The following is a 20,151-nucleotide window of genomic DNA, read 5'->3' on the forward strand; positions in this document are numbered from 1 at the left end:
ACACGGTAAAGATCGTCTCAATACCGTGCCTTCTTCAATGCAAATCTCGTTAAGCGATTTTACGCGCTGCCGATGTTTTTACGTGAGTAAAGTACAGCGGCAAACCAACCAACAATAAACCGCCTGCCAAATTGCCCAATACCGTTGGAATTTCATTCCAAACAATATAGTCCATAAAAGTAAATTCACCCCCCATAATCATAGAAAAGGGGAACAAAAACATATTCACAATAGAGTGCTCAAAACCCATGAAAAAGAACAACATCACTGGCATCCACATGGCCGCCATTTTCGCACCGGCTGAAGTAGAAATCATCGCACCGACGACGCCCATGGATACCATCCAGTTACACAACATACCGCGGATAAAAATTGTAAACCAACCACCTGCACCATGAGATTGGTAACCTAGAGTACGAGACTCACCAATCGAGCTCACTTTGGCCGCGATTGCTCCGCCATCGGTTCCAAAGCCGTACGTGAGAATAAATGCCATCATAAAAGCGGTTGTTAACGCTCCTGCAAAGTTACCGATAAATACCAAGCCCCAGTTACGCAACACTTGACCAGGAGTCACACCTGGACGCTTGTCTAATAAAGCCAATGGTACCAAGGTAAACACACCAGTTAACAAATCAAATTTCATTAAATACAACATGATAAAACCAACGGGAAACAGCACCGCACCCAATAAAGGGCTGCCCGTTGTGGTGGCCACAGTAATCGCAAAAATCGCGGCCAACCCTAAAATAGCCCCCGCCATAAAAGCTCGAATCACGGTGTCTTTTGTCGACATGTAGACTTTTTGCTCGCCTGCATCGACCATTTTGGTTACAAATTCACTCGGTTCAATATACGCCATGTTAACGCCCTCTTATCTCAATGTTTAAAACACTATTTTTAAAAAATGCGAAATTTATTTGCTTTATTGCTTTGGCTCATTACTTCGACTTATTACTTTGCTAAAATCGCATTCACTTTTTATCACCATGATTTATAAGGTAAAAACTTTCCATTCATGGTGAGAAGAACGCGATCACCTTTGGGGTCTGCAATTTTTTCAACCTGCATAGAAAAATCAATGGCGCTCATGATGCCATCGCCAAACTTCTCTTGAATGACCTCCTTCAGCGTTGGACCGTAAACACCGACCACTTCGTATAAGCGATAAATCAAAGGGTCTTGTGGTATGGCTTGATCCCATGTTTTGGTTGGGTATTGCATAAGCACCGCTTTGGCTTCAACTGGCAGCGCTAGAAAATCCACCAACTTATCCGCCACGTCTTCGCTGCAACTGTTCATTCCTAAACAGGCGGAGGTTATCCATACATCGGTCATACCTGTCGCCTCAGCAATGGCTTCCCAACTTACATTTTTGTCTTTTTTTGCTGCAAAAATAGCTTCCGTAACATCAATTTTTTTCATTCGTTTTCTCCAAAAAATCGAGGAAGAATGTCATCTTCATTGTATAACTCAGGTTTGTCTGGGCGCATAACGACCAAAAAATGAACAACAAAGTGTTACCGGTCACATGATCAATATTGCAAAATGGCGTTTTAGAAAATAAATGAGAAGAGAGAATAAACAATAGCCTCCCTAATCAGTCGCTGCCTTTTCTAAAGGAGCCTGATCGAGTGCGACTAACAGGGTTAGTCACGGGCGACAATGCCATTCATTTCATTGACCGACGTTGGTCAATGGGTAAATTGTTTATGGCAATCACATAAACATAAGAACTAATAAGCAAAATAAATGCCAAAATCCTCACTGTATTAACAATACGTCTTAATTACTTTAACACTATGATTTTTATAACATTTAACAAAAAACACGATACTCACTTTCAACCAAAAAAAGATACTAAAGGCCAATCAAGACAAGGCTTTGCACCAAAACAGCACAGCGAAGATGACAAAGCGTCGTTGAACTGCAACTAAGAAAAGGCGAAAGAAATAAAGAATGTCAAAAAATTAACAATGAAAACGGGAACGATTTGCATTAGTGTTTGTCTATTGGATCTGTAATGTATTAATAAGCCGTTTTTCAAACCTATTATTAATCATCACTTTTAACCATCACCGTTTAAAAAATAGGTAACCTCGAATGAAACAATCTACAACGCTTGTTGCCCTGATAGGTACGTCAACTCTACTCACATTGACCAGCGCATCAGCGAATGCAAGCGGAGAAGTCAATGTCTATTCTGCACGCAGTGAAGCGCTTATCGCACCGCTGTTAGAGAACTACTCAAAAGAAAATAGAGTCAAAGTAAACCTGATTACGGGGAGCGCTGACGCACTTTTGAGTCGTTTACAGTCTGAAGGTGATGCCAGCCCAGCCGATGTATTTATTACCGTAGATGCTGGTCGCTTATATCGCGCAAAAGACGCTGGTGTACTACAACCGTTTGAAACGGAAGCGTTGAATAAAGTGGTTCCTGATCACCTTAAAGACCGTGACGGTTACTGGTATGGTTTATCGCAACGCGCTCGTGTGTTGTTTTATAACCCTGAAGCCGTATCAGCATCAGATTTATCGTCTTATGAAGACCTTGCTGACCCAAAATGGAAAGGCCAAATTTGCATTCGCTCATCAAGCAACATTTATAACCAGTCTCTTGTGGCATCGATGATCGACGCACACGGCGAAGCGGACACATTAAAGTGGATCAAAGGTTTGGTCGCCAATTTTGCGCGTCCACCAGCGGGCGGCGATACCGATCAGATCAAAGCCGCGGCGGCCGGTGTGTGTAATATTGCCGTTGCCAACACGTATTACTTTGGTCGTTTGGGTTTAAGCGACAACGCTGAGGATCGTGCGGTGTTTGATAAGCTGGCAATGTTCTGGCCAAACCAAGCGGCGGATCAGCGTGGCGCCCACGTTAATGTGAGTGGTATCGGCATCACAGCGTCATCAAAAAACACCGACAACGCCAAGCAATTAATCGACTTCTTGGTTAACCCACAAAGTCAAACTTGGTACGCGAACGTCAACAACGAATACCCCGTAGTCGACGGCATAGCGCCCCCAAAAAGCTTAGCCACTTTTGGTGAGTTCAAAGGCGATCAAGTCTCTTTGAGTGTGTTGGGTGAAAACAACCGTCAAGCCGTGAAATTGATGGATCAAGGCGGCTGGAAATAAGCCTAGGTTTTGGTTAGGCAAATTCACGATCAGAAACCACACCATCACAAATGACACCATCAAATGAAAGAAGAGACACTATCTCGTCTCTTCTTTCATTAATTCCCAGAACGCGGCCACTAACGGATTTTTTAGGCTTTTCTTAAGGGTGAATAAGCCAATGTCGTAAGCGGTTAACTCAGGCTTTACTTGCAAAATAGTCACACGCTCTTTCAACGGACTATTATCCAACACGATTTTTGGCACCACGCCAATACCAAAACCCAAGCTCACCATACTCACAATCGCTTCATTCCCCGCCACTTGAGCATAAATAGTGGGCGTAACCTCCCTTTGACGAAACCACTCATCGACTCGATTTCTGGAAACACCGGCCTCCGATAAGATCATCGGCACTAGCGACCACTCTTTTAATGTTGTGGGAGACGAAGTCGGTACATTTGGCTGCTGTTCCAATGGCGCAATAAACACCAAGGGCGACACAGTAATCGGCTTGAACGCCAGACCACGATTCATCGTCACCGGTCGTGCGGCGATCGTGATTTCTTCTTTACCGTCTAAAATCCTTGCAATGGCTTCGTCTGGGTCGCCAGTATGTAACTTGATTTCAATGCCCGGATGAACGTGTCGAAAGCGACTCAGCATTTCAAATAAAAAGCTGTAGCTGGCCGTCACCGAGCAATAAATACTGATTTCGCCACGTAGCTGCGCTGAATTATCCATTAGCTCATGTCGAATCAAACGCCACTGACTGCTGGCGTCCCGAGCGTATTTAACAAATTTCTGACCTTCTTGTGTCAATGCCACCGTACGATTGTCGCGGGTAAACAAGACCACGCCAAGGTCTTCTTCTAACTGACGAATATGGCGCGACAGCGCCGAAATGCTGATGTGGCACTCTTCACTGGCTCGACCAAAATGCAAGGCATCGGCGAGCGCTAAAAAGTGCTTTAGGGTTTTAATGTTCATCCTGTCAACTTTATATTGGAAAGAGATCGGCTCATCATAAAACATAGTTGCAAAAAATGGGACGTTATATTGCAAATATATCAATTTACGAAAAGGTCTTGCTGCGTTAGATTAGCCTCATTCGCAGAACGCCACTAAAAATATAACTTGGCGACTGTGTAATCCATTTTTAATATCGGCGTGTTTTTATCGTTGATACATTAATCAACTCTATAGGATGTGTGTAACATGGCTAATTACTTCAATACTTTGCCGCTACGCGAGCAACTGGCTCAACTAGCAAAATGTCGTTTCATGGACAGCTCTGAGTTTTCCGACGGCGTGGAAGCGCTAAAAGGCAAAAAAATGGTTGTCATCGGTTGTGGCGCACAAGGCCTAAACCAAGGCTTGAACCTACGCGATTCTGGTCTAGATGTTTCTTATGCGCTGCGCCCTGAAGCCATCGCACAAAAGCGTCAGTCTTGGAAAAACGCGACTGAAAACGGCTTTGTTGTTGGTACCTACGAAGATTTGATCCCAACCGCAGACGTTGTTCTAAACCTAACGCCTGATAAACAACACACGCCTGTTGTTACTGCCGTTATGCCACTAATGAAAAAAGACGCTTGCCTATCTTACTCTCACGGTTTCAACATCGTCGAAGAAGGCATGAAAATCCGCGAAGACTTAACGGTTATCATGGTTGCACCTAAGTGCCCAGGTTCAGAAGTTCGCGCTGAATACGTTCGTGGTTTCGGTGTTCCAACATTGATCGCCGTTCATGAAGACAACGATCCAAGAGGCGAAGGCCTTGCGCTAGCAAAAGCCTACGCAGTGGGTACTGGCGGTCACAAAGCCGGCGTTCTAATGTCGTCTTTCATCGCGGAAGTAAAATCTGACCTTATGGGTGAGCAAACGATTCTTTGCGGTATGTTGCAAACGGGTTCTATTCTTTGTTTCGACAAAATGGTTGAAGAAGGCATCGACGCGGGTTACGCGTCTCGTCTGATCCAATTCGGTTGGGAAACAGTGACAGAAGCCTTGAAATACGGCGGGGTAACCAACATGCTTGACCGTCTTTCTAACCCAGCAAAAATCAAAGCCTTTGATATTTCTGAAGAGCTTAAAGTCATCATGCGTCCTTTGTACAACAAGCACCAAGATGACATCATCAGCGGCCACTTCTCTCAAACGATGATGGAAGACTGGGCGAACGACGATGTAAACCTTCTTCAATGGCGTGCCGACACCGCTGAAACGAATTTCGAAAAGACACCAGCAGGCGATGTTGACATTTCTGAGCAAGAATTCTTCGACAACGGCATCTTGATGGTCGCTATGGTAAAAGCCGGCGTTGAGCTGGCGTTTGAAACCATGACAGCGGCGGGCATCATCGCTGAATCGGCCTACTACGAATCTCTACATGAAACACCACTGATCGCGAACACCATCGCTCGTAAGAAATTGTACGAAATGAACGCGACGATTTCCGACACAGCAGAGTACGGTTGTTACCTATACAACCACGCGTGTGTTCCTCTATTGGCAGACTTCATGAAAGACATCAAAACTGACGTGATCGGTAAAGGTCTGGCTACCGATGACAACGGCGTAGACAACGCGCGCCTAATTGAAGTAAACGCTGCGCTTCGTTCTCACCCAGTGGAAGCGGTTGGTGCTGTGCTTCGTGGTCATATGGCGGACATGAAAAAGATTGTTTAATGTCTTATAGATATTAACGTTCTAAAAAGCCGAGTGACTCATTGAGTGCTCGGCTTTTTTATTGCTTCGCTTTTTGCTTTTGATCTTTGACAAGGAATCCTCCATGAATGCCGCCATCCGCTTGCACGATTTAAACGTTAATTTTGATGATCGCTTTACGCTAAACGAGATTAACTGGACCATTGAACCCAACCAGCATTGGGTCATCACCGGCACCAACGGCTCAGGTAAATCGGCCCTTGCTGCTGTACTGGCCAGTGTTGGCGATATTGAGCGCGGTTCTGTCACGGGGTTACCAAAAAAAGTCGGATTGGTATCGTTTGAAGCGCAAGCAGAATTAATTGCCAAAGAATTGAAAAAAGACGACGCCGACATCATGGACGTTATTTCCCTCGGCACACCGGTTCGAGAAATGATTTTCGATGACTGCGCCGAGCCAGAATTGGCTCACGCTCTGGTAAAGAAATTCGGTTTAAGCGCACTCCTTGACCGAGCTTTTCGTAAACTCTCTACAGGGGAAACCCGCAAAGTCATGCTGATTCGCGCCTTGTCCAGCAAGCCCGATTTATTGATTCTCGACGAACCTTTCGACGGTTTAGACGCCGACACGCTTGCTTTGCTGCAAGCTCACCTGATCAGCATCGCTGATACCGTGCCGATGGTGCTGGTGTTGAACCGCTTTGACGAAATGCCCGACTTTATTACTCATGTTGGCTATATGTCTAAAGAAAAGCAATCTAAGGAGAAGCCGTCCAAGGCGCAGTCGATCGCAGGAACATTGGCTCATACCATCGACAAACAAGACGAACAAGCCTATCAAGATCTGTATCAACTGCTGCATTTGAAAACCACCGACCTTGCCATTCCAGACGCCGACAGCGCCAATGCCCTGCCCGCTCTTGATCCGACACAACCGCTGGTAAAACTTAACCAAGCGACGATTAAATATGGTGACACCGTCATCGTCAACAAACTCGATTGGACCATTACCCCAGGCCAACATTGGCAACTCAGCGGCCCGAATGGCAGTGGCAAAACGGGCGTCTTATCCTTGATCACCGGCGATCACCCACAGTGTTACAGCAACGACATTTTTGTGTTTGGTTTTCAGCGCGGCAAGGGCGAAAGCATCTGGCAAATCAAGCAATTCATCGGTTATGTTTCTACCTCGTTGCAGTGGGAATACCGCGTCAGCACCAGTTGCCGCAACGTCATCCTCTCCGGCTTCTTCGACAGCATAGGCGTGTACTCCAAATCCACCGACCATCAGAAGAAAATCGCTGACCAATGGCTGGCACTTTTGGGTATGAAAGACCGCACCGATCAGCCGTTTAACAAACTCTCCTACGGCGACCAGCGCTTGCTTCTCATCGCCCGCGCCATGGTGAAACACCCACCGCTGTTGATCCTAGATGAACCCTGCCTCGGCCTAGATGACATGAACCGCCAGCTCGTTCTCGCCCTCATCGAAAAAATCTGCCAAGGCAAAGAAACCACCGTACTCTACGTCAACCATCACGCGGAAGACCAGATCAAAGGGATAGAGAACTACTTGGGGTTGGTGAAGCGCTAGCGTTTTTACAACCCTTTAATCCAAATCGTTCTGTTCGATATAAGTGGTTCTGTTCAATATAAGTAAGGTGCCGTCCTAAGGTGAGTGACGATATACGCAGACCGGCGTACCTTACGATGACTTAAACAAGGTTACTTAGACAGGGCGACTTAAACAGAGTTACTTAAACACTTAAACACTTAAACACTTAAACACTTAAACAGAGTTACTTAAACAGAGTCACTTCGACTGAAAATGCTTACTCACACACGTTTTGACCACTTGCCACATTGCCTGAGAGCCCGCGCTGATCACGGAACCATAGCGCTGCGTCACTTGTTCATGATTCACTTTCCCTTCCACCCAAGTACCGCCCTTGGTGGCAAGGTTATGGATTAATGGTTGTAGGCGATCAAGCGATTTCGCGAAGACGGCATCATTGGATTCCGCAGCCTCAAATTCGTACCAAAGGGCTTTTAGCTCGTCACCTTGTGACGTGGGCAATAAGCCAAAAATACGCTCTGCGGCCTGCTGTTCGGCTTTCTCTTGGGCACTGTTATCGGTTGTTTCATGAATGGGATGATCGCCCGCATCAATTTCAACGATGTCGTGTATCAATAGCATTTTGATCACGCGCTCAATGTTGATGACTGGGTCAGAGCTGTCTTTTAAAATTAAGGCGTACATGGCCAAATGCCAGGAATGTTCGGCGGAATTTTCTCGTCTTGATTGGTCAATCAAGGGCGATTTACGAACCACCGATTTGAGCCGATCGATCTCACGTAAAAAGTGGAGTTGTTGTTCTATGGTTTGCTCAGGAAAGCCGCCAATGGCTTGAGCAATCCACTGATTGGCGTCGGGGATAATGTCTGTCAGCTGCGGGAGGTCATTCACACACAAGAATTTGATGTCTGGGTCTGTTGCTCTGGTGAGTAACGCCAACGTCTCGGCCGCGGGCTGCCCTTTTCCCTGTCCGCTGGAGATATGGAGGTGGTCGTGTGTGGTGGTGATTTTCGCCTCGTTGTCGCGAATACAAGCATGGTTATGTAGCCCTTGTGGCAGAAATTGCGCCAAGTTGCGAAATCGATAATGTATGTTATTAACAAAATACTCTGGATATTGAGCAAACAGCTCCGCCATTTTAGAGCGGCGAAACGGATGGACCACATGAGCAGAGGAAAACAGCTCCGTGGCGGGATAATTAATCATGTTCGCAGCGTTTATTTGCATAAAATGATGAAACTTCGCGGGATCATGCCGAGCGTCGGCGTCACTCAGCACAGCGCTGAAATCCACCCATTTACCCCGAAAAATAGGCATAAGCCCATCGAATACGTCGGTCGGACTTAAAGGCGCGGTCAAAAACACATCGTCATTGAAATACAGAAAACGTTCACTCAAGCCTTCAATTCGCCACATCATGCTCTCTATCGTCAAAGAGTTAAAAGTGGGCAACACTTGGGTAAAGCCGTCGAAAATGTGTGAATGATACGCAATATGCACCTTGTCACGAATGCGCTTCGAAAGGCGGGATAAATCGGGGCCGATGTCATCGACCACGATCCAGATTTTCCCTATCCACGGTGCATGGTTCTCAATCGATTGGACACAATACAAAATTTCATCGTTGCACATCCAGCGATGAGGATTCGAGGCATTTTCATGCAACGGCAAGGACTCCATCGCCATGTATGTTTGCCGTTTCTGCTGATGCCTGACCGTACTGCCATCCACCCAGGTAATCACCGCGTCTATCGGTTCAAGCGGGTATTCTGTTGCCTTGCTTACCATGTCTGTATCCGTCGTTTTAATGAGTGAAGTAACGCATCACCACGTCTTTTGGATGGCGCCACAATGACTTAGAACGTGATGCCATGAATCATGACGCCATTCGAAATCGAATAAGTTCTGCGCTAAGCCAGTCTTGGCTTTTTTGAGGGGCTTGGCCATCACAGTGAATCCAATAATACCGGCCAGACAAGGCGCTTTTGCTCGCTGAATAGGCAATAAAATCTTCGGCAGACTGGATATCATCTCGGTAATAATCGTACTTACGCTGAATGTGTTTCACCGCCTCGGCGCCATTGTGTAGTGAGCCATTTCGCTCGTATTGGCAGTCGGTTGACGCAACATAGTACAATAAATGATCAATCTCAGCGTGCACCGAGGCAAAGGCATTCACACTGAATGCGACCAACCATGCTACCAATGCCGTTTTCATTTTCGCCCCCTCTGTCTTTTTCCCTTTATTTTACCTTACCAAAGACGATTGTCTGACCATTTTTAGGAACAATAAAATCGTTAGGATCAATCCCCTGTTCCGCTAAACTCATCGCTAAGGCTTTTTCTGGGTCGTCGATGCCTTCATCGGTTAATTGAAAGGTGCCAAAATGCATGCCGGCACTTAATTTGGATTTTAGATCTTGGTGCGCTTGAACGGCTTCCGCTGGATTGATGTGTTGGTTTTTCATGAACCACCTTGGTTCATAGGCGCCAATGGGAATGAGGCTTAAATCCATCGGGCCAAATTTTGCTTCAATGTCTTTAAATTGACGATTGTAGCCCGTGTCCCCCGCAAATAAGACGCTCAACCCTGCCGACTGAATCACAAAGCCGCCCCATAATGCTTCGGAACGATCAAACAACCCTCTTGCGGACCAATGTTGCATGGGCACCAAGGTGATAATAGACCCCCTTTCTGTGGTGTAGTCTTGCCACCAATCCAGCTCGATCACGTTGTGAATATTATTATCGGCCAAGCATTTTTTATTGCCTAAGGGCACAACAAACGTCGGCTGGTCTTTTTGGTTGATGGCGACTAACGAGTCAAGATCCATGTGATCGTAATGATTATGACTGATCACCACCACATCCACTTTAGGCAGCTCTTCAATAGACGCACCCGGTGTACGATGGCGTTTTGGCCCAGCCCAAGAGAATGGGCTCGCCCTTTCGGAGAAAACAGGGTCAGTCAATACGGTCAATTCAGGGAATTGCACAAGATCCGTAGCGTGATTAATAAAGGTCACCGCCCCTTCGCCCTGTTGCAGTGAATGAGAAAAATTCGGCGTCACGTTGTCATCAACAGACTCTGGCCACGTCTGGGCATTGCCCGCCAACTTCCATTTCAAAAGGTCAAACACGCTTTTTTCGACATCGTAAGAGCGGTCTTGATTGTAAAACCGCTCGCCATCGCTGTGGTCTGTAACTGGGTAGCGTTGAGCACTGCAAGCGGTCATAAAGAACGCACTGGCCAGCAGCAATACACGGGGAAAAGTAAACGGTTTTATCATGACAAGAACTCACTTTTATAATGGTATGGCACTCAAATAAAACCCTCTAAAAAGAGGGTTTATATCGGTTATTTTAGGCTTTATACGATGATTTTACTCACTTAGCCCAACCCATGCCTATAAAAGTAAGAAGTGATTACTATCTTGGCTTTTTTTGCACCACAAAAGCCTTACTCACAATGAGCCCACTATTAGCTTAAGGCTTTCGAATGGTGCTCTAAGTGCTCGTCAATAAAGCTGGCGATAAAAAAGTAACTGTGGTCATAGCCTGGCTGTCGACGCAAGGTAATCGGATGGCCTGTTTTTTCGCAAGCCGCTTCTAACGCTTCTGGCTTTAGTTGCTCCACTAAGAAGTTGTCGGCTTCGCCTTGATCGATAAACAGAGGTAAACGCGCTTCCGTGCTCTCTCCTAAGCTTTCAATTAAGCAGGTGGCGTCCCATTCTTTCCATGTGGCGCGGTCTTCACCTAAATAACCCGTAAAGGCTTTTTCGCCCCAAGGGCAATTCGTTGGATGAACGATGGGCGCGAACGCCGAGACAGACTGATACACACCCGGATTTTTCAACGCACAAATCAAGGCTCCGTGACCGCCCATGGAATGACCAGAAATAGAACGTTTGTCGGTTACTGGAAAATGGGCTTCCACTAAAGTTGGTAATTCCTCTACCACGTAATCGTACATGCGGTAAGTATTCGAATACGGAGCCACCGTCGCGTTTACATAGAAACCGGCACCAGAACCGAAATCATAGCTTTCGTGTTCACTCGGATAATCTGTGCCACGCGGGCTAGTATCTGGGCATACGAGCGCTAAACCCAACTCCGCCGCTTTACGAAAGGCACCGGCTTTTTGCATGAAATTTTCGTCAGTGCAGGTTAAACCCGATAACCAGTACAACACGGGTACGCGCTGTGTTTCGGCTTGTGGTGGTAAAAAAATCGCAAACGTCATGTCGCTTTTTACCGACGTGCTGTGATGCTGATAACGCTTCAGCCAGCCGCCAAAGCTTTTGGTGCTCGATAACAGTTCCATCACTGTCTCCTTATCCGTAGCAAAAAAGCCCGCTGAGCGGGCCTTTTACATATTCTATAAATCGTTACTTATCAAACAAGATAACCGTGCGAATGCTCTTGCCTTCATGCATCAAGTCGAACGCTTTATTGATGTCTTCCAAGCCCATGGTGTGCGTGACAAATTGATCAATTTCAATTTTGCCATTCATGTAATCTTCAACATAACCCGGCAACTGACTGCGGCCTTTTACGCCACCAAATGCGGAGCCTTTCCAGACTCGCCCGGTGACCAATTGGAACGGTCGCGTAGAGATTTCTTGGCCGGCACCCGCCACACCAATGATAATGGATTCGCCCCAGCCTTTGTGACAACACTCCAGCGCTGATCGCATGAGATCGACGTTGCCAATACACTCGAACGAGTAATCCACACCGCCATCGGTCATATCGACAACCACTTGCTGAATCGGAGCATCGAATGTTTTCGGGTTGATGCAATCAGTCGCGCCAAATTGCTTCGCCATTTCAAATTTCGATTCATTGATATCGATAGCGATGATACGACCAGCACCGGCCATGCGTGCGCCTTGGATAACCGACAAGCCAATGCCACCCAAACCAAACACAGCAACGGTGGCGCCAGCTTCGACTTTCGCTGTATTCAATACCGCGCCAATACCCGTTGTAATACCACAACCCAACAGACAGACTTTTTCCAGCGGTGCATCGACGTGAATTTTTGCTAAAGACACCTCGGCAACCACACTGTATTCAGAGAAGGTTGAAGTGCCCATATAATGAAAAATAGGTTGTCCATTGATACTAAAACGGCTGGTGCCATCGGGCATTAAGCCTTTACCTTGAGTGACACGCACCGCTTGGCATAAGTTGGTTTTGCCGGACAAACAGAATTTACACTCCTTACACTCGGCCGTATAAAGTGGAATAACATGGTCGCCTACGCTCAGCGATGTCACACCTTCACCGATGGCTTCCACAATACCTGCGCCTTCGTGCCCCAAGATCGCAGGGAAAATACCTTCTGGATCGTCGCCAGATAAAGTAAAGGCATCGGTGTGACACACGCCGGTCGCCACCATACGCACCAAGACTTCGCCTTTTTGCGGATCTTGTACATCAATCTCTTCGATTTTCAGGGGTTGGCCTGGACCCCAAGCAACAGCGGCTTTACATTTCATTGTCTTCTCCACATTAGGCATCGCAAAATACTATTGGTTTCTACTGATCGCAGTCTAGCGACAAAAAATTAAAAGGATAATAGGCATTTTAGAAAAGGATTGTTGCCATACAGCAACAATCCTTATTACACTCCCTCAACTATGCGCCAATCTGCGCGGCTCGATTGTGGAGTAACAAAGTGAAAAACTGGGAAGCTATGGAAGCCTTTATTGAGGTGGTGCGACAAGGCAGCTTCTCCGCCGCCGCAATCAAGCTCAGCGTGTCCGCCTCGCACATCAGCCGTTTGATCACTCAGTTAGAAAGCGATCTGGGCACCACACTGCTATTTCGAACCACGCGACGCATTCGACTCAGCGATGCCGGTGAATTGTATTATCAGCACTGTCGTGGCTTGCCAGAAGCACTGAGCAGTGCGGAAGAAATGATCTCAACGTTAAACCAAGCCCCCATCGGCGCGTTTAAAATGACCTGTGCCACGACATTTGGCGAGCGTTATATCGCACCGTTAATGAATGATTTTTTGTTAGAACACCCAAAAATCGAGCTCGATTTCCACCTTACTAATCGCTCGGTAGATTTGATCGAAGAAGGTTACGATTTGGCTATCCGCATGGGTGCCATGAAGGACTCCAGCCATTTATCACGACGTTTATGTGATCGAGTCGAATATTTATGCGCCTCACGGGACTACATAGATCAACACGGTATGCCGCACACATTAGCGGAACTAAGTAAACACCGCTGTCTAATTGGCTCTAAAAATCACTGGCTGTTTCAACAAGAAGGGCAACGTAAAGAAGTCAAAGTCAGCAGCCAGTGGCGCAGCAATTCTGGCCCCGCTTTATTGGACGCGGTACAAAAAGGCATGGGCATCGCCCAACTACCTGACTATTACGTTCAGGAAGCATTAACCGATGGCAAGCTGATTGCCTTATTGCCTCAGTATCAATATCCATACAGCGGCGTGTGGTTGGTGTACCCCAAGGTTCGTCAGCCATCGCCTAAACTGCAAAGCATCTGTGATTATTTGATTAAACACTTTCATCACACGCGACATTCTCAGTAACTTTCTGATTGACCTTCTCAGTGACCTCCTCAGTGACCTTCTCAATGGCCTAGTTAATTTGCCAAATAACGCACGTGTGGTTAAATACCCTTCTTTTTGTTTACCAAGTGATGGTTATGTTTTCTCAAGAAGATCTTATTCAAGTCGCTCGCCAATCCATGCCTTTTGGCAAATACAAGGGTCGTGTTTTAATCGATTTGCCCGAAGCGTATTTACTCTGGTTTGCCCATGAAGGCTGGCCGAACGGGTACCTTGGCCAGTGGCTGCAACTGGCATTGGAGATTAAAATCAATGGATTAGAGTCACTGGTTGAGCCGTTACGTGAGCCAAGGCAACCACAAAAAAAGGCGCCGAAAGTCCGTATTCGTTTCGATGATTAATCTTGGCTAATGGCTACGTTGATGGCCCCGACGACCTAGGGTACACATAATGCAAAACGCCACGGTCTTCTTTTTCAAAAACAAAGCCTACATTTTCTGACGCTTTAATAGACGCCATATTGCCCACTTTTATTTCAGCCAATAACGGATCCTGAAAGTGCGCGATAAGGGTCGACAACATTTGTTGCGCTACGCCTTTGCCTCGGGCTTGTGGCGCGACTACCCAAGACAGTGTCCATGCTCGCCCAGCACGATCCGCCCGGCAGCTTCCTACCGCTCGACCCTGCCATTCTGCCACCCATAAACGGCGTGTATCTGGGCTGTTTAATGAGACTTCAAGCCACTTAAGGTGGACATCAAATCGTATTTCTTCGTTATTATGGGACGCTTTACGGGTTTCCGGATCGTTTCGCCATTCAAATAACCGTTTGGCGTCTGCCATTGTCGCAGGTCGTAAATTCACTCGATCTGTCATATCACACCTTGTGGTTTTCCTAATCTACCCTTTGCTTCAGGTCGCAGTATACACAGAATAGGAAAGGGTTACCCCGCCCCAAATTGATATGGCTTGCCTCATGTTTCGCACTGATAAACACGACAAGCATCACGTCACTAAACAGGGTAATATTTACTCCGATTATTTACTCCGATTATTCGCTCACTCCAATCACTATCACAGAGAGATGTTTTGCAAAAAAAAACCAAAGGCTTCGCCACCATCTTCGATGTCGCACACTACGCAAAAGTCGGTAAAACCAGTGTGTCACGCTATTTGAATGGCGAGCAAGATAAGCTCTCTGACAGCTTACGTGACAAAATAGCTCACGCCATAGAGCAGCTCGATTTTCGCCCTAACCACTCAGCCAGAATGCTCAAAGCAGGCCATTCGAAGCTCATTGGTTTGCTGTTGGCCGATGTGACCAACCCCTATTCTATTGCTGTTCTACAAGGTATAGAGGGAATATGTCAACGTGAGGGGTACATGCTGATGGTATGCAATACCGACAACCAAATCGCATTACAGGACAAGTATATCTCCCTGCTAGAAGCTCACCGCGTAGACGGCATTATTATCAATACCACCGGCATGACGCAAAAACACCTAGCCAACGTAGAGCGTTTGTCCTGCCCTTTAGTACTGATTGATCGGTTCAATACATCGTTCAATGTGGACGCAGTTGGACTAGACAACGAGCACGCCGTACTCACTGTCTGTGATCATTTAAAAATGCAGCATTATCACTCTATTTTGACCGTCACAGAACCGGTGACTATTGAGCCACGTTTCACCCGAGTCGAAACGGTAAAACGCTTTGCCGAAAAGAATGACCAGACTTACCGAATCGTTGAAATTGAAAAAACGAGTGTGGATCAACTAGCAGAGGCGATCACTCAGTTTATCGAGTCCGATAAGGGCACTAAAAAAGCCATTTTTGCCACCAACGGCGTCGCAATGATGAGCGTAGCCAAAGCGCTTAAACAACAGGGCGTCAGCGTTGGGACTGACATCGGTTTCATTGGTATCGATGACCCAGAATGGGCACAATTATTCGACAATGGTATTACCGTAATGCGGCAGCCTACCCAGCAAATAGGCCAAATTGCATGTGAACACTTACTGTCACGAATTCAAGGTAATCTTAGGCCTCCTCAGCACATTAAGCTTAAAGCCACATTAGTGATTCGCCATTCAACCTAAAGCGTTTCCTAAGCTTGCAAAGCACTGACCAAGTCCATCACCAAGCAAGCTTTCAGACCGTACTCTGACTTTTTATGGAACCGATCCCATGATAGTATAGAGGCACTAAAACACAGCAAGCAGAGACGTTAAAACCCAAAAGGAACAGAACATGACAGAACAACAGCAAACCCATTCTTTTGTAACCCTTGGTGAAGCAATGGCCATGTTTGTTGCTGATGCAACGGGGCCACTGGCCGATGTAGAACGGTTCAGTCGCTCCCTAGCCGGTGCCGAAGTGAATGTCGCAATAGGCATGGCGCGACTGGGCTTTGAGTCCACGTATATTAGTAAAGTGGGCAATGACAGCTTTGGCGCGTACATTCGCAAAACCATTGAAAGTGAGCAAATCCAGACAGACTCGATATCAACAAGCTCTCAACAACCGACTGGTTTCATGCTGAAATCCAATGTCATCGACGGCAGTGACCCAAAAACAGAATACTTTCGTCGCCACTCTGCTGCTTCAACGTTAAACGCAGAAGACATAAAAACTGAGCTATTTCATGCTGGCACCCACCTTCATCTAACCGGTGTCGCGGCGGCGATTTCAGACTCCATGAGAGAGGCCATCCAATGCGCATTACAATACGCAAAAGCACAAGGCAGTCGGATTTCTTTTGATACGAATTTGCGCCCTGCGCTGTGGTCTGATCAGGCTACCATGGTAGAAAAAATCAATGAATTCGCCTTTGCCTGCGATCTTGTTCTACCCGGTGTCGAAGAAGGAAAAATCCTCACTGGCAGCGATCAACCAGAAGAAATAGCCGATTTTTACCTTCAACACGGTGTTAAAGCAGTGATTGTCAAACTGGGTAGTGCCGGCGCCTATTACAAAACTCAAAGCGGTGACAAAGGTACCGTTGCTGGATTCCCTGTCAACAAGGTAGTCGATACCGTTGGTGCAGGTGATAGCTTTGCCGTTGGCGTCATTTCCGCCCTTTTAGATGGTTGCTCTATGGAACAAGCGGCACGACGTGGCAATCTTTTAGGCTCTTTGACCGTTCAAGTACGCGGCGACAGTGAAGCGCTGCCTACTCGGAACGAATTAAATACCTTAGAAAACAATCAATAAGACAGCAATACAGACGCAATAACGTAAACATATTACCATTAAAAAACCAGTATAAAAAACACACTGGTTTTTTAATGTTTCAAGAGAAAGTGGATACAATCGCGCGCATATCCCTCTTATCAGTTTGCATTAGACATTTAGCTTAAGAAAATAATCAAAGATTTCAGGCACATTACCCTTGCCCATTTCTAAATCAACACCGGCTTGCAAGTTGGCAGACGTGCCTTCTGCAATAAGAGATCGTGTACCCAGATCTTCTACCATCGCCAAGAAGTACCCTAGGTCTTTATTCGCATTGGCAATAGAGAATCCTAGATCACTGACGTTATCAACTGCGTAGTTTTTGCAGAATTTCATAAAAGGAGAGTTAGAAGGACCAGCCGACATAATGTCAAACAATTGCTGACGATCCACACCAGCACGATCTGCGACAGCAAACGCTTGTGACATCGCTGTTACGGTTGTCATTCCCATGAAGTTGTTAATCAGCTTAGTCGTATGACCAGCACCTAGCGCACCCAAATGGAAGACGTTTTCGCCTTGCTGTTCAAGCACAGGTTTCACTTTCTCAAAATGCTCAACATTACCCGCCGCCATGATGTTCAACAGACCCTCTTTGGCGTGCGCAGGTGTACGACCAAGCGGCGCATCAACCATGCCCGCGCCTTTCGCCGCTAGATCCGCACCAATTTTACGAGTGGAAGCTGGAATAGAGGTGCCAAAATCTACAAGTATGGCGCCCTCTTTAATGCCCGCTAATATACCATTATCGCCATAAACTAGAGCCTCAACCACATTGGAAGTCGTCAAACAAAGCATCACGATGTCACTCGCGGCAGCTAAGGCTTTTGCCGAATCAACCGCTGTCGCACCACGTGCCACGCAGGCTGCAACCGCGTCTTTATTTAGATCCATAACATTCAGTTGAAAGCCTTTATTTTGAAGGTTTTCCACCATATTTCCACCCATTAAACCCAGCCCAATGAACCCAATAATCGGCTTAGTCATGTTTATTCTCCTAAGTGTTTACTTACGAATACAAGATCGAAATCATCATTTTATTTGTATGATTATATTATCATATATGGGTATCTTTGATTTGACTAGGGTAATAGCTAAAGGTCGAAAGCTAGACAAAATAGAGGAATACTGACACTCTGCGCCCATACTACCTCAAATAGTCGAACGTATCGTCGGTTCAAACGCAAGGTAGCGTGCCACTTTGATATCAAATCATTGAGTTCCATTATCGAACGAAACGCTTTATTTGTAGTATTATATTATGTTAATTTGTTTTTGATGATTGCGAAATCATCATCTTGACGGCAGTCACAACGAATGTGTTTCTTACGTTGAACTCTAACATTATGAATTTGAATGGTTATTTTGAATGAACAGAAGGAGTGTCAGAAATGAGAGATCATAAGCAGCTTGCAAAAGACGCAATTGATCTGGTCAAACCAGCCATAGAGACGCTGTTTAACCAAACTAATCGCAAAGAGCTGCACATTGTAGTGATGGACCCCAGGGTAAAACCTTGGGAATCAACCTTTGAAAATGCCATTTTGTATCAAGAGTCAATTAAAAATACGTTATGGACAGTTCCTTTTGATGTCATCGCCAGAGAAAAAGCGGCTCAGGCTTGGCGTTATCAGCGGGCGAACATTGACTATCAGACAAAACACCCTTCTTCTTTGAAAGATAACGATGTGCTCTTTTACGGCTCCTTCGTTTACGGTGACATAGTGGTTGCCTGCAGCGGTGTTGAACAATGGTTTGATATGCTCATTAGTGGATGGATTGCACTCGCTTTTGAACAACTGGCAATGGCCGATTATCAAAAATGCAAAGCACTAGAACCCACTAAAATGCACAAAAAATAGTAAATACAATAAATATAATATTAGGATGAAATTTATGAAAAAGCTGATTAAAAACACGATCATTCTGGCTGGCATTCTGGCGTCTGCCTCTACTTTTGCCGCTGACTACCCCAGCAAAAACATTCGTCTGGTCGTGCCTTTTGGTGCCGGTGGTGGTACAGACTCCGTGTGACGCACTATCGCAAACAGTGCGGAAGGAATCCTTGGCACTAACATTTCTGTGATGAACCGCACAGGAGGTTCTGGCGCCGTGGGTATGAGCTTCGGTGCGCAACAGCGTGGCGATGGCTACACCTTAACCGTGGTGACTCGTGAAATTGCGTCACTCCCCCAGATGGGTTTAATGCAGCATGACGCGGATGACTTTAAACTGATTCGTTTGGTGAACCTAGACCCCGCAGTTGTTCTGGTCAATAAAGACAGCGAGTTCAATAGCATTAACGACCTGATTGCCGAAGCGAAAGCCAACCCGGGTAAAGTAAAATTTGCCTCAACGGCCGCGCCAAATTTTTACTTAATGGCATTACAAAAAGACCAAGGGATACAGCTGAATGCCATTCCTTATAACGGGTCTTCAGAAGCCATCCCTTCCGTTCTAGGTGGCCACACTGCGGTAACCATGGTAACCCCTGGCGAAGCGATTTCTCAGTTGCGTTCAGGCCAGCTCATAGCACTGGGCGTCATGTCTAAAGAACGTATCTCCTACATTCCAAATGTTCCGACTTTGATTGAGCAAGGCATCAATGTAACGACAGGAACTTGGCGCGGCATTGGCGCACCGAAAAGTACGCCAGATGAGATTATCGAGATTTTAGGCAATGCCTTTGATCAAGCGATGGCGTCCAGTGAATTTAAAGACTTCATGGCGAAAGGCGCTATGACCATTCATAATATGGACGCGGCTGAATTTACTCAGTTCGTTAAAGATGACACACAATCATTAAGCTCACTGATCAAATAACTTAACTAAAAGTGTAAGTGATTGATAAGATTGTCGGTCACTTACACTTTTTTTTATTCCAGAAGGCGGTTTTCTATGCTTAATAGAGCATCTTGCAAAACGAATAGCCAACCCATTTGTGGATAACTTATCGCCCCTTTAGAGGCTGTTTTTTTACTCAGTTAAGCATGTGTTTCT

The 20,151-nt window shown here is 46.2% G+C and carries 20 protein-coding genes; 10 read left to right on the top strand and 10 right to left on the bottom strand.

Annotation, left to right across the window (positions count from 1 at the left end; translation table 11 throughout):
• Nucleotides 1–49 precede the first annotated feature (49 nt).
• Nucleotides 50–862 (bottom strand): formate/nitrite transporter family protein, encoded by an 813-nt coding sequence (locus FXV75_RS12945; RefSeq protein WP_148833990.1) that lies wholly within the window; start codon nucleotides 860–862, stop codon nucleotides 50–52.
• Nucleotides 863–984: 122 nt separating this feature from the next.
• Nucleotides 985–1,425, bottom strand: a complete 441-nt coding sequence (gene cynS, locus FXV75_RS12950; protein WP_148833992.1) for a cyanase — start codon at nucleotides 1,423–1,425, stop codon at nucleotides 985–987.
• A gap of 678 nt (nucleotides 1,426–2,103) precedes the next feature.
• Here cynS and FXV75_RS12955 point away from each other — a divergent pair.
• On the top strand, nucleotides 2,104–3,141 hold the full coding sequence (locus tag FXV75_RS12955) for a Fe(3+) ABC transporter substrate-binding protein (protein ID WP_148833994.1): 1,038 nt from the start codon (nucleotides 2,104–2,106) through the stop codon (nucleotides 3,139–3,141).
• A gap of 78 nt (nucleotides 3,142–3,219) precedes the next feature.
• On the opposite strand, the gene ilvY is transcribed toward FXV75_RS12955, so the two are convergent.
• Entirely contained in the window at nucleotides 3,220–4,110 is an 891-nt protein-coding gene (gene ilvY / locus FXV75_RS12960) for an HTH-type transcriptional activator IlvY (RefSeq protein ID WP_148833996.1), read from the bottom strand.
• A 228-nt stretch (nucleotides 4,111–4,338) separates the two neighbouring features.
• Between ilvY and ilvC the strand changes: the two genes are divergently transcribed.
• Both ilvC and modF read left to right on the top strand, forming a co-directional pair.
• A complete protein-coding gene (ilvC, locus tag FXV75_RS12965; protein ID WP_148833998.1) occupies nucleotides 4,339–5,811 on the top strand; it encodes a ketol-acid reductoisomerase in 1,473 nt (490 codons plus the stop codon).
• A 103-nt stretch (nucleotides 5,812–5,914) separates the two neighbouring features.
• Nucleotides 5,915–7,384 (top strand): molybdate ABC transporter ATP-binding protein ModF, encoded by a 1,470-nt coding sequence (gene modF / locus FXV75_RS12970; protein ID WP_148833999.1) that lies wholly within the window; start codon nucleotides 5,915–5,917, stop codon nucleotides 7,382–7,384.
• 219 nt (nucleotides 7,385–7,603) lie between these two features.
• On the opposite strand, the gene FXV75_RS16560 is transcribed toward modF, so the two are convergent.
• The 5 genes from FXV75_RS16560 to FXV75_RS12995 form a co-directional block, all read right to left on the bottom strand.
• Nucleotides 7,604–9,154, bottom strand: a complete 1,551-nt coding sequence (locus FXV75_RS16560) for a Stealth CR1 domain-containing protein (protein WP_148834001.1) — start codon at nucleotides 9,152–9,154, stop codon at nucleotides 7,604–7,606.
• An 88-nt stretch (nucleotides 9,155–9,242) separates the two neighbouring features.
• Nucleotides 9,243–9,584: a DUF5329 family protein gene (locus FXV75_RS12980; protein WP_148834003.1), complete on the bottom strand. Its 342-nt coding sequence runs from the start codon at nucleotides 9,582–9,584 to the stop codon at nucleotides 9,243–9,245.
• Nucleotides 9,585–9,609: 25 nt separating this feature from the next.
• Nucleotides 9,610–10,656, bottom strand: a complete 1,047-nt coding sequence (locus FXV75_RS12985; protein ID WP_222863134.1) for an MBL fold metallo-hydrolase — start codon at nucleotides 10,654–10,656, stop codon at nucleotides 9,610–9,612.
• A gap of 191 nt (nucleotides 10,657–10,847) precedes the next feature.
• Nucleotides 10,848–11,690: an S-formylglutathione hydrolase gene (gene fghA, locus FXV75_RS12990; protein WP_148834005.1), complete on the bottom strand. Its 843-nt coding sequence runs from the start codon at nucleotides 11,688–11,690 to the stop codon at nucleotides 10,848–10,850.
• 64 nt (nucleotides 11,691–11,754) lie between these two features.
• On the bottom strand, nucleotides 11,755–12,870 hold the full coding sequence (locus FXV75_RS12995) for an S-(hydroxymethyl)glutathione dehydrogenase/class III alcohol dehydrogenase (protein WP_187424894.1): 1,116 nt from the start codon (nucleotides 12,868–12,870) through the stop codon (nucleotides 11,755–11,757).
• A 179-nt stretch (nucleotides 12,871–13,049) separates the two neighbouring features.
• Between FXV75_RS12995 and FXV75_RS13000 the strand changes: the two genes are divergently transcribed.
• Together FXV75_RS13000 and FXV75_RS13005 are read left to right on the top strand one after the other, a co-directional pair.
• Entirely contained in the window at nucleotides 13,050–13,937 is an 888-nt protein-coding gene (locus tag FXV75_RS13000) for a LysR family transcriptional regulator (RefSeq protein WP_148834010.1), read from the top strand.
• Between the two features lie 116 nt (nucleotides 13,938–14,053).
• Complete coding sequence (locus FXV75_RS13005; protein WP_148834012.1) at nucleotides 14,054–14,317, top strand: DUF3820 family protein; 264 nt, start codon at nucleotides 14,054–14,056, stop codon at nucleotides 14,315–14,317.
• Between the two features lie 13 nt (nucleotides 14,318–14,330).
• On the opposite strand, the gene FXV75_RS13010 is transcribed toward FXV75_RS13005, so the two are convergent.
• Nucleotides 14,331–14,792 carry a GNAT family N-acetyltransferase gene (locus FXV75_RS13010; protein WP_148834014.1) on the bottom strand — a complete coding sequence of 154 codons (462 nt, stop codon included), beginning with the start codon at nucleotides 14,790–14,792 and terminating at the stop codon, nucleotides 14,331–14,333.
• Between the two features lie 213 nt (nucleotides 14,793–15,005).
• On the opposite strand from FXV75_RS13010, the gene FXV75_RS13015 reads away from it, so the two are divergent.
• Together FXV75_RS13015 and FXV75_RS13020 are read left to right on the top strand one after the other, a co-directional pair.
• On the top strand, nucleotides 15,006–16,016 hold the full coding sequence (locus tag FXV75_RS13015; RefSeq protein WP_148834016.1) for a LacI family DNA-binding transcriptional regulator: 1,011 nt from the start codon (nucleotides 15,006–15,008) through the stop codon (nucleotides 16,014–16,016).
• A gap of 151 nt (nucleotides 16,017–16,167) precedes the next feature.
• Nucleotides 16,168–17,130, top strand: a complete 963-nt coding sequence (locus FXV75_RS13020; RefSeq protein WP_148834018.1) for a sugar kinase — start codon at nucleotides 16,168–16,170, stop codon at nucleotides 17,128–17,130.
• Between the two features lie 129 nt (nucleotides 17,131–17,259).
• Here FXV75_RS13020 and FXV75_RS13025 read toward each other — a convergent pair whose 3' ends face one another.
• A complete protein-coding gene (locus FXV75_RS13025; RefSeq protein ID WP_148834020.1) occupies nucleotides 17,260–18,138 on the bottom strand; it encodes an NAD(P)-dependent oxidoreductase in 879 nt (292 codons plus the stop codon).
• Between the two features lie 404 nt (nucleotides 18,139–18,542).
• Here FXV75_RS13025 and FXV75_RS13030 point away from each other — a divergent pair, with 404 nt between their 5' ends.
• The 3 genes from FXV75_RS13030 to FXV75_RS13035 are packed head-to-tail and all read left to right on the top strand — an operon-like array spanning nucleotide 18,543 to nucleotide 19,974.
• Nucleotides 18,543–19,013, top strand: a complete 471-nt coding sequence (locus tag FXV75_RS13030) for a hypothetical protein (protein WP_148834022.1) — start codon at nucleotides 18,543–18,545, stop codon at nucleotides 19,011–19,013.
• Nucleotides 19,014–19,047: 34 nt separating this feature from the next.
• Complete coding sequence (locus tag FXV75_RS16460) at nucleotides 19,048–19,185, top strand: hypothetical protein (protein WP_222863135.1); 138 nt, start codon at nucleotides 19,048–19,050, stop codon at nucleotides 19,183–19,185.
• A 6-nt stretch (nucleotides 19,186–19,191) separates the two neighbouring features.
• On the top strand, nucleotides 19,192–19,974 hold the full coding sequence (locus tag FXV75_RS13035; protein ID WP_262368611.1) for a tripartite tricarboxylate transporter substrate binding protein: 783 nt from the start codon (nucleotides 19,192–19,194) through the stop codon (nucleotides 19,972–19,974).
• Nucleotides 19,975–20,151: the final 177 nt, after the last annotated feature.

The sequence above is a fragment of the Marinomonas sp. IMCC 4694 genome, assembly GCF_008122525.1.
In the GTDB taxonomy this organism is placed as follows: domain Bacteria; phylum Pseudomonadota; class Gammaproteobacteria; order Pseudomonadales; family Marinomonadaceae; genus Marinomonas.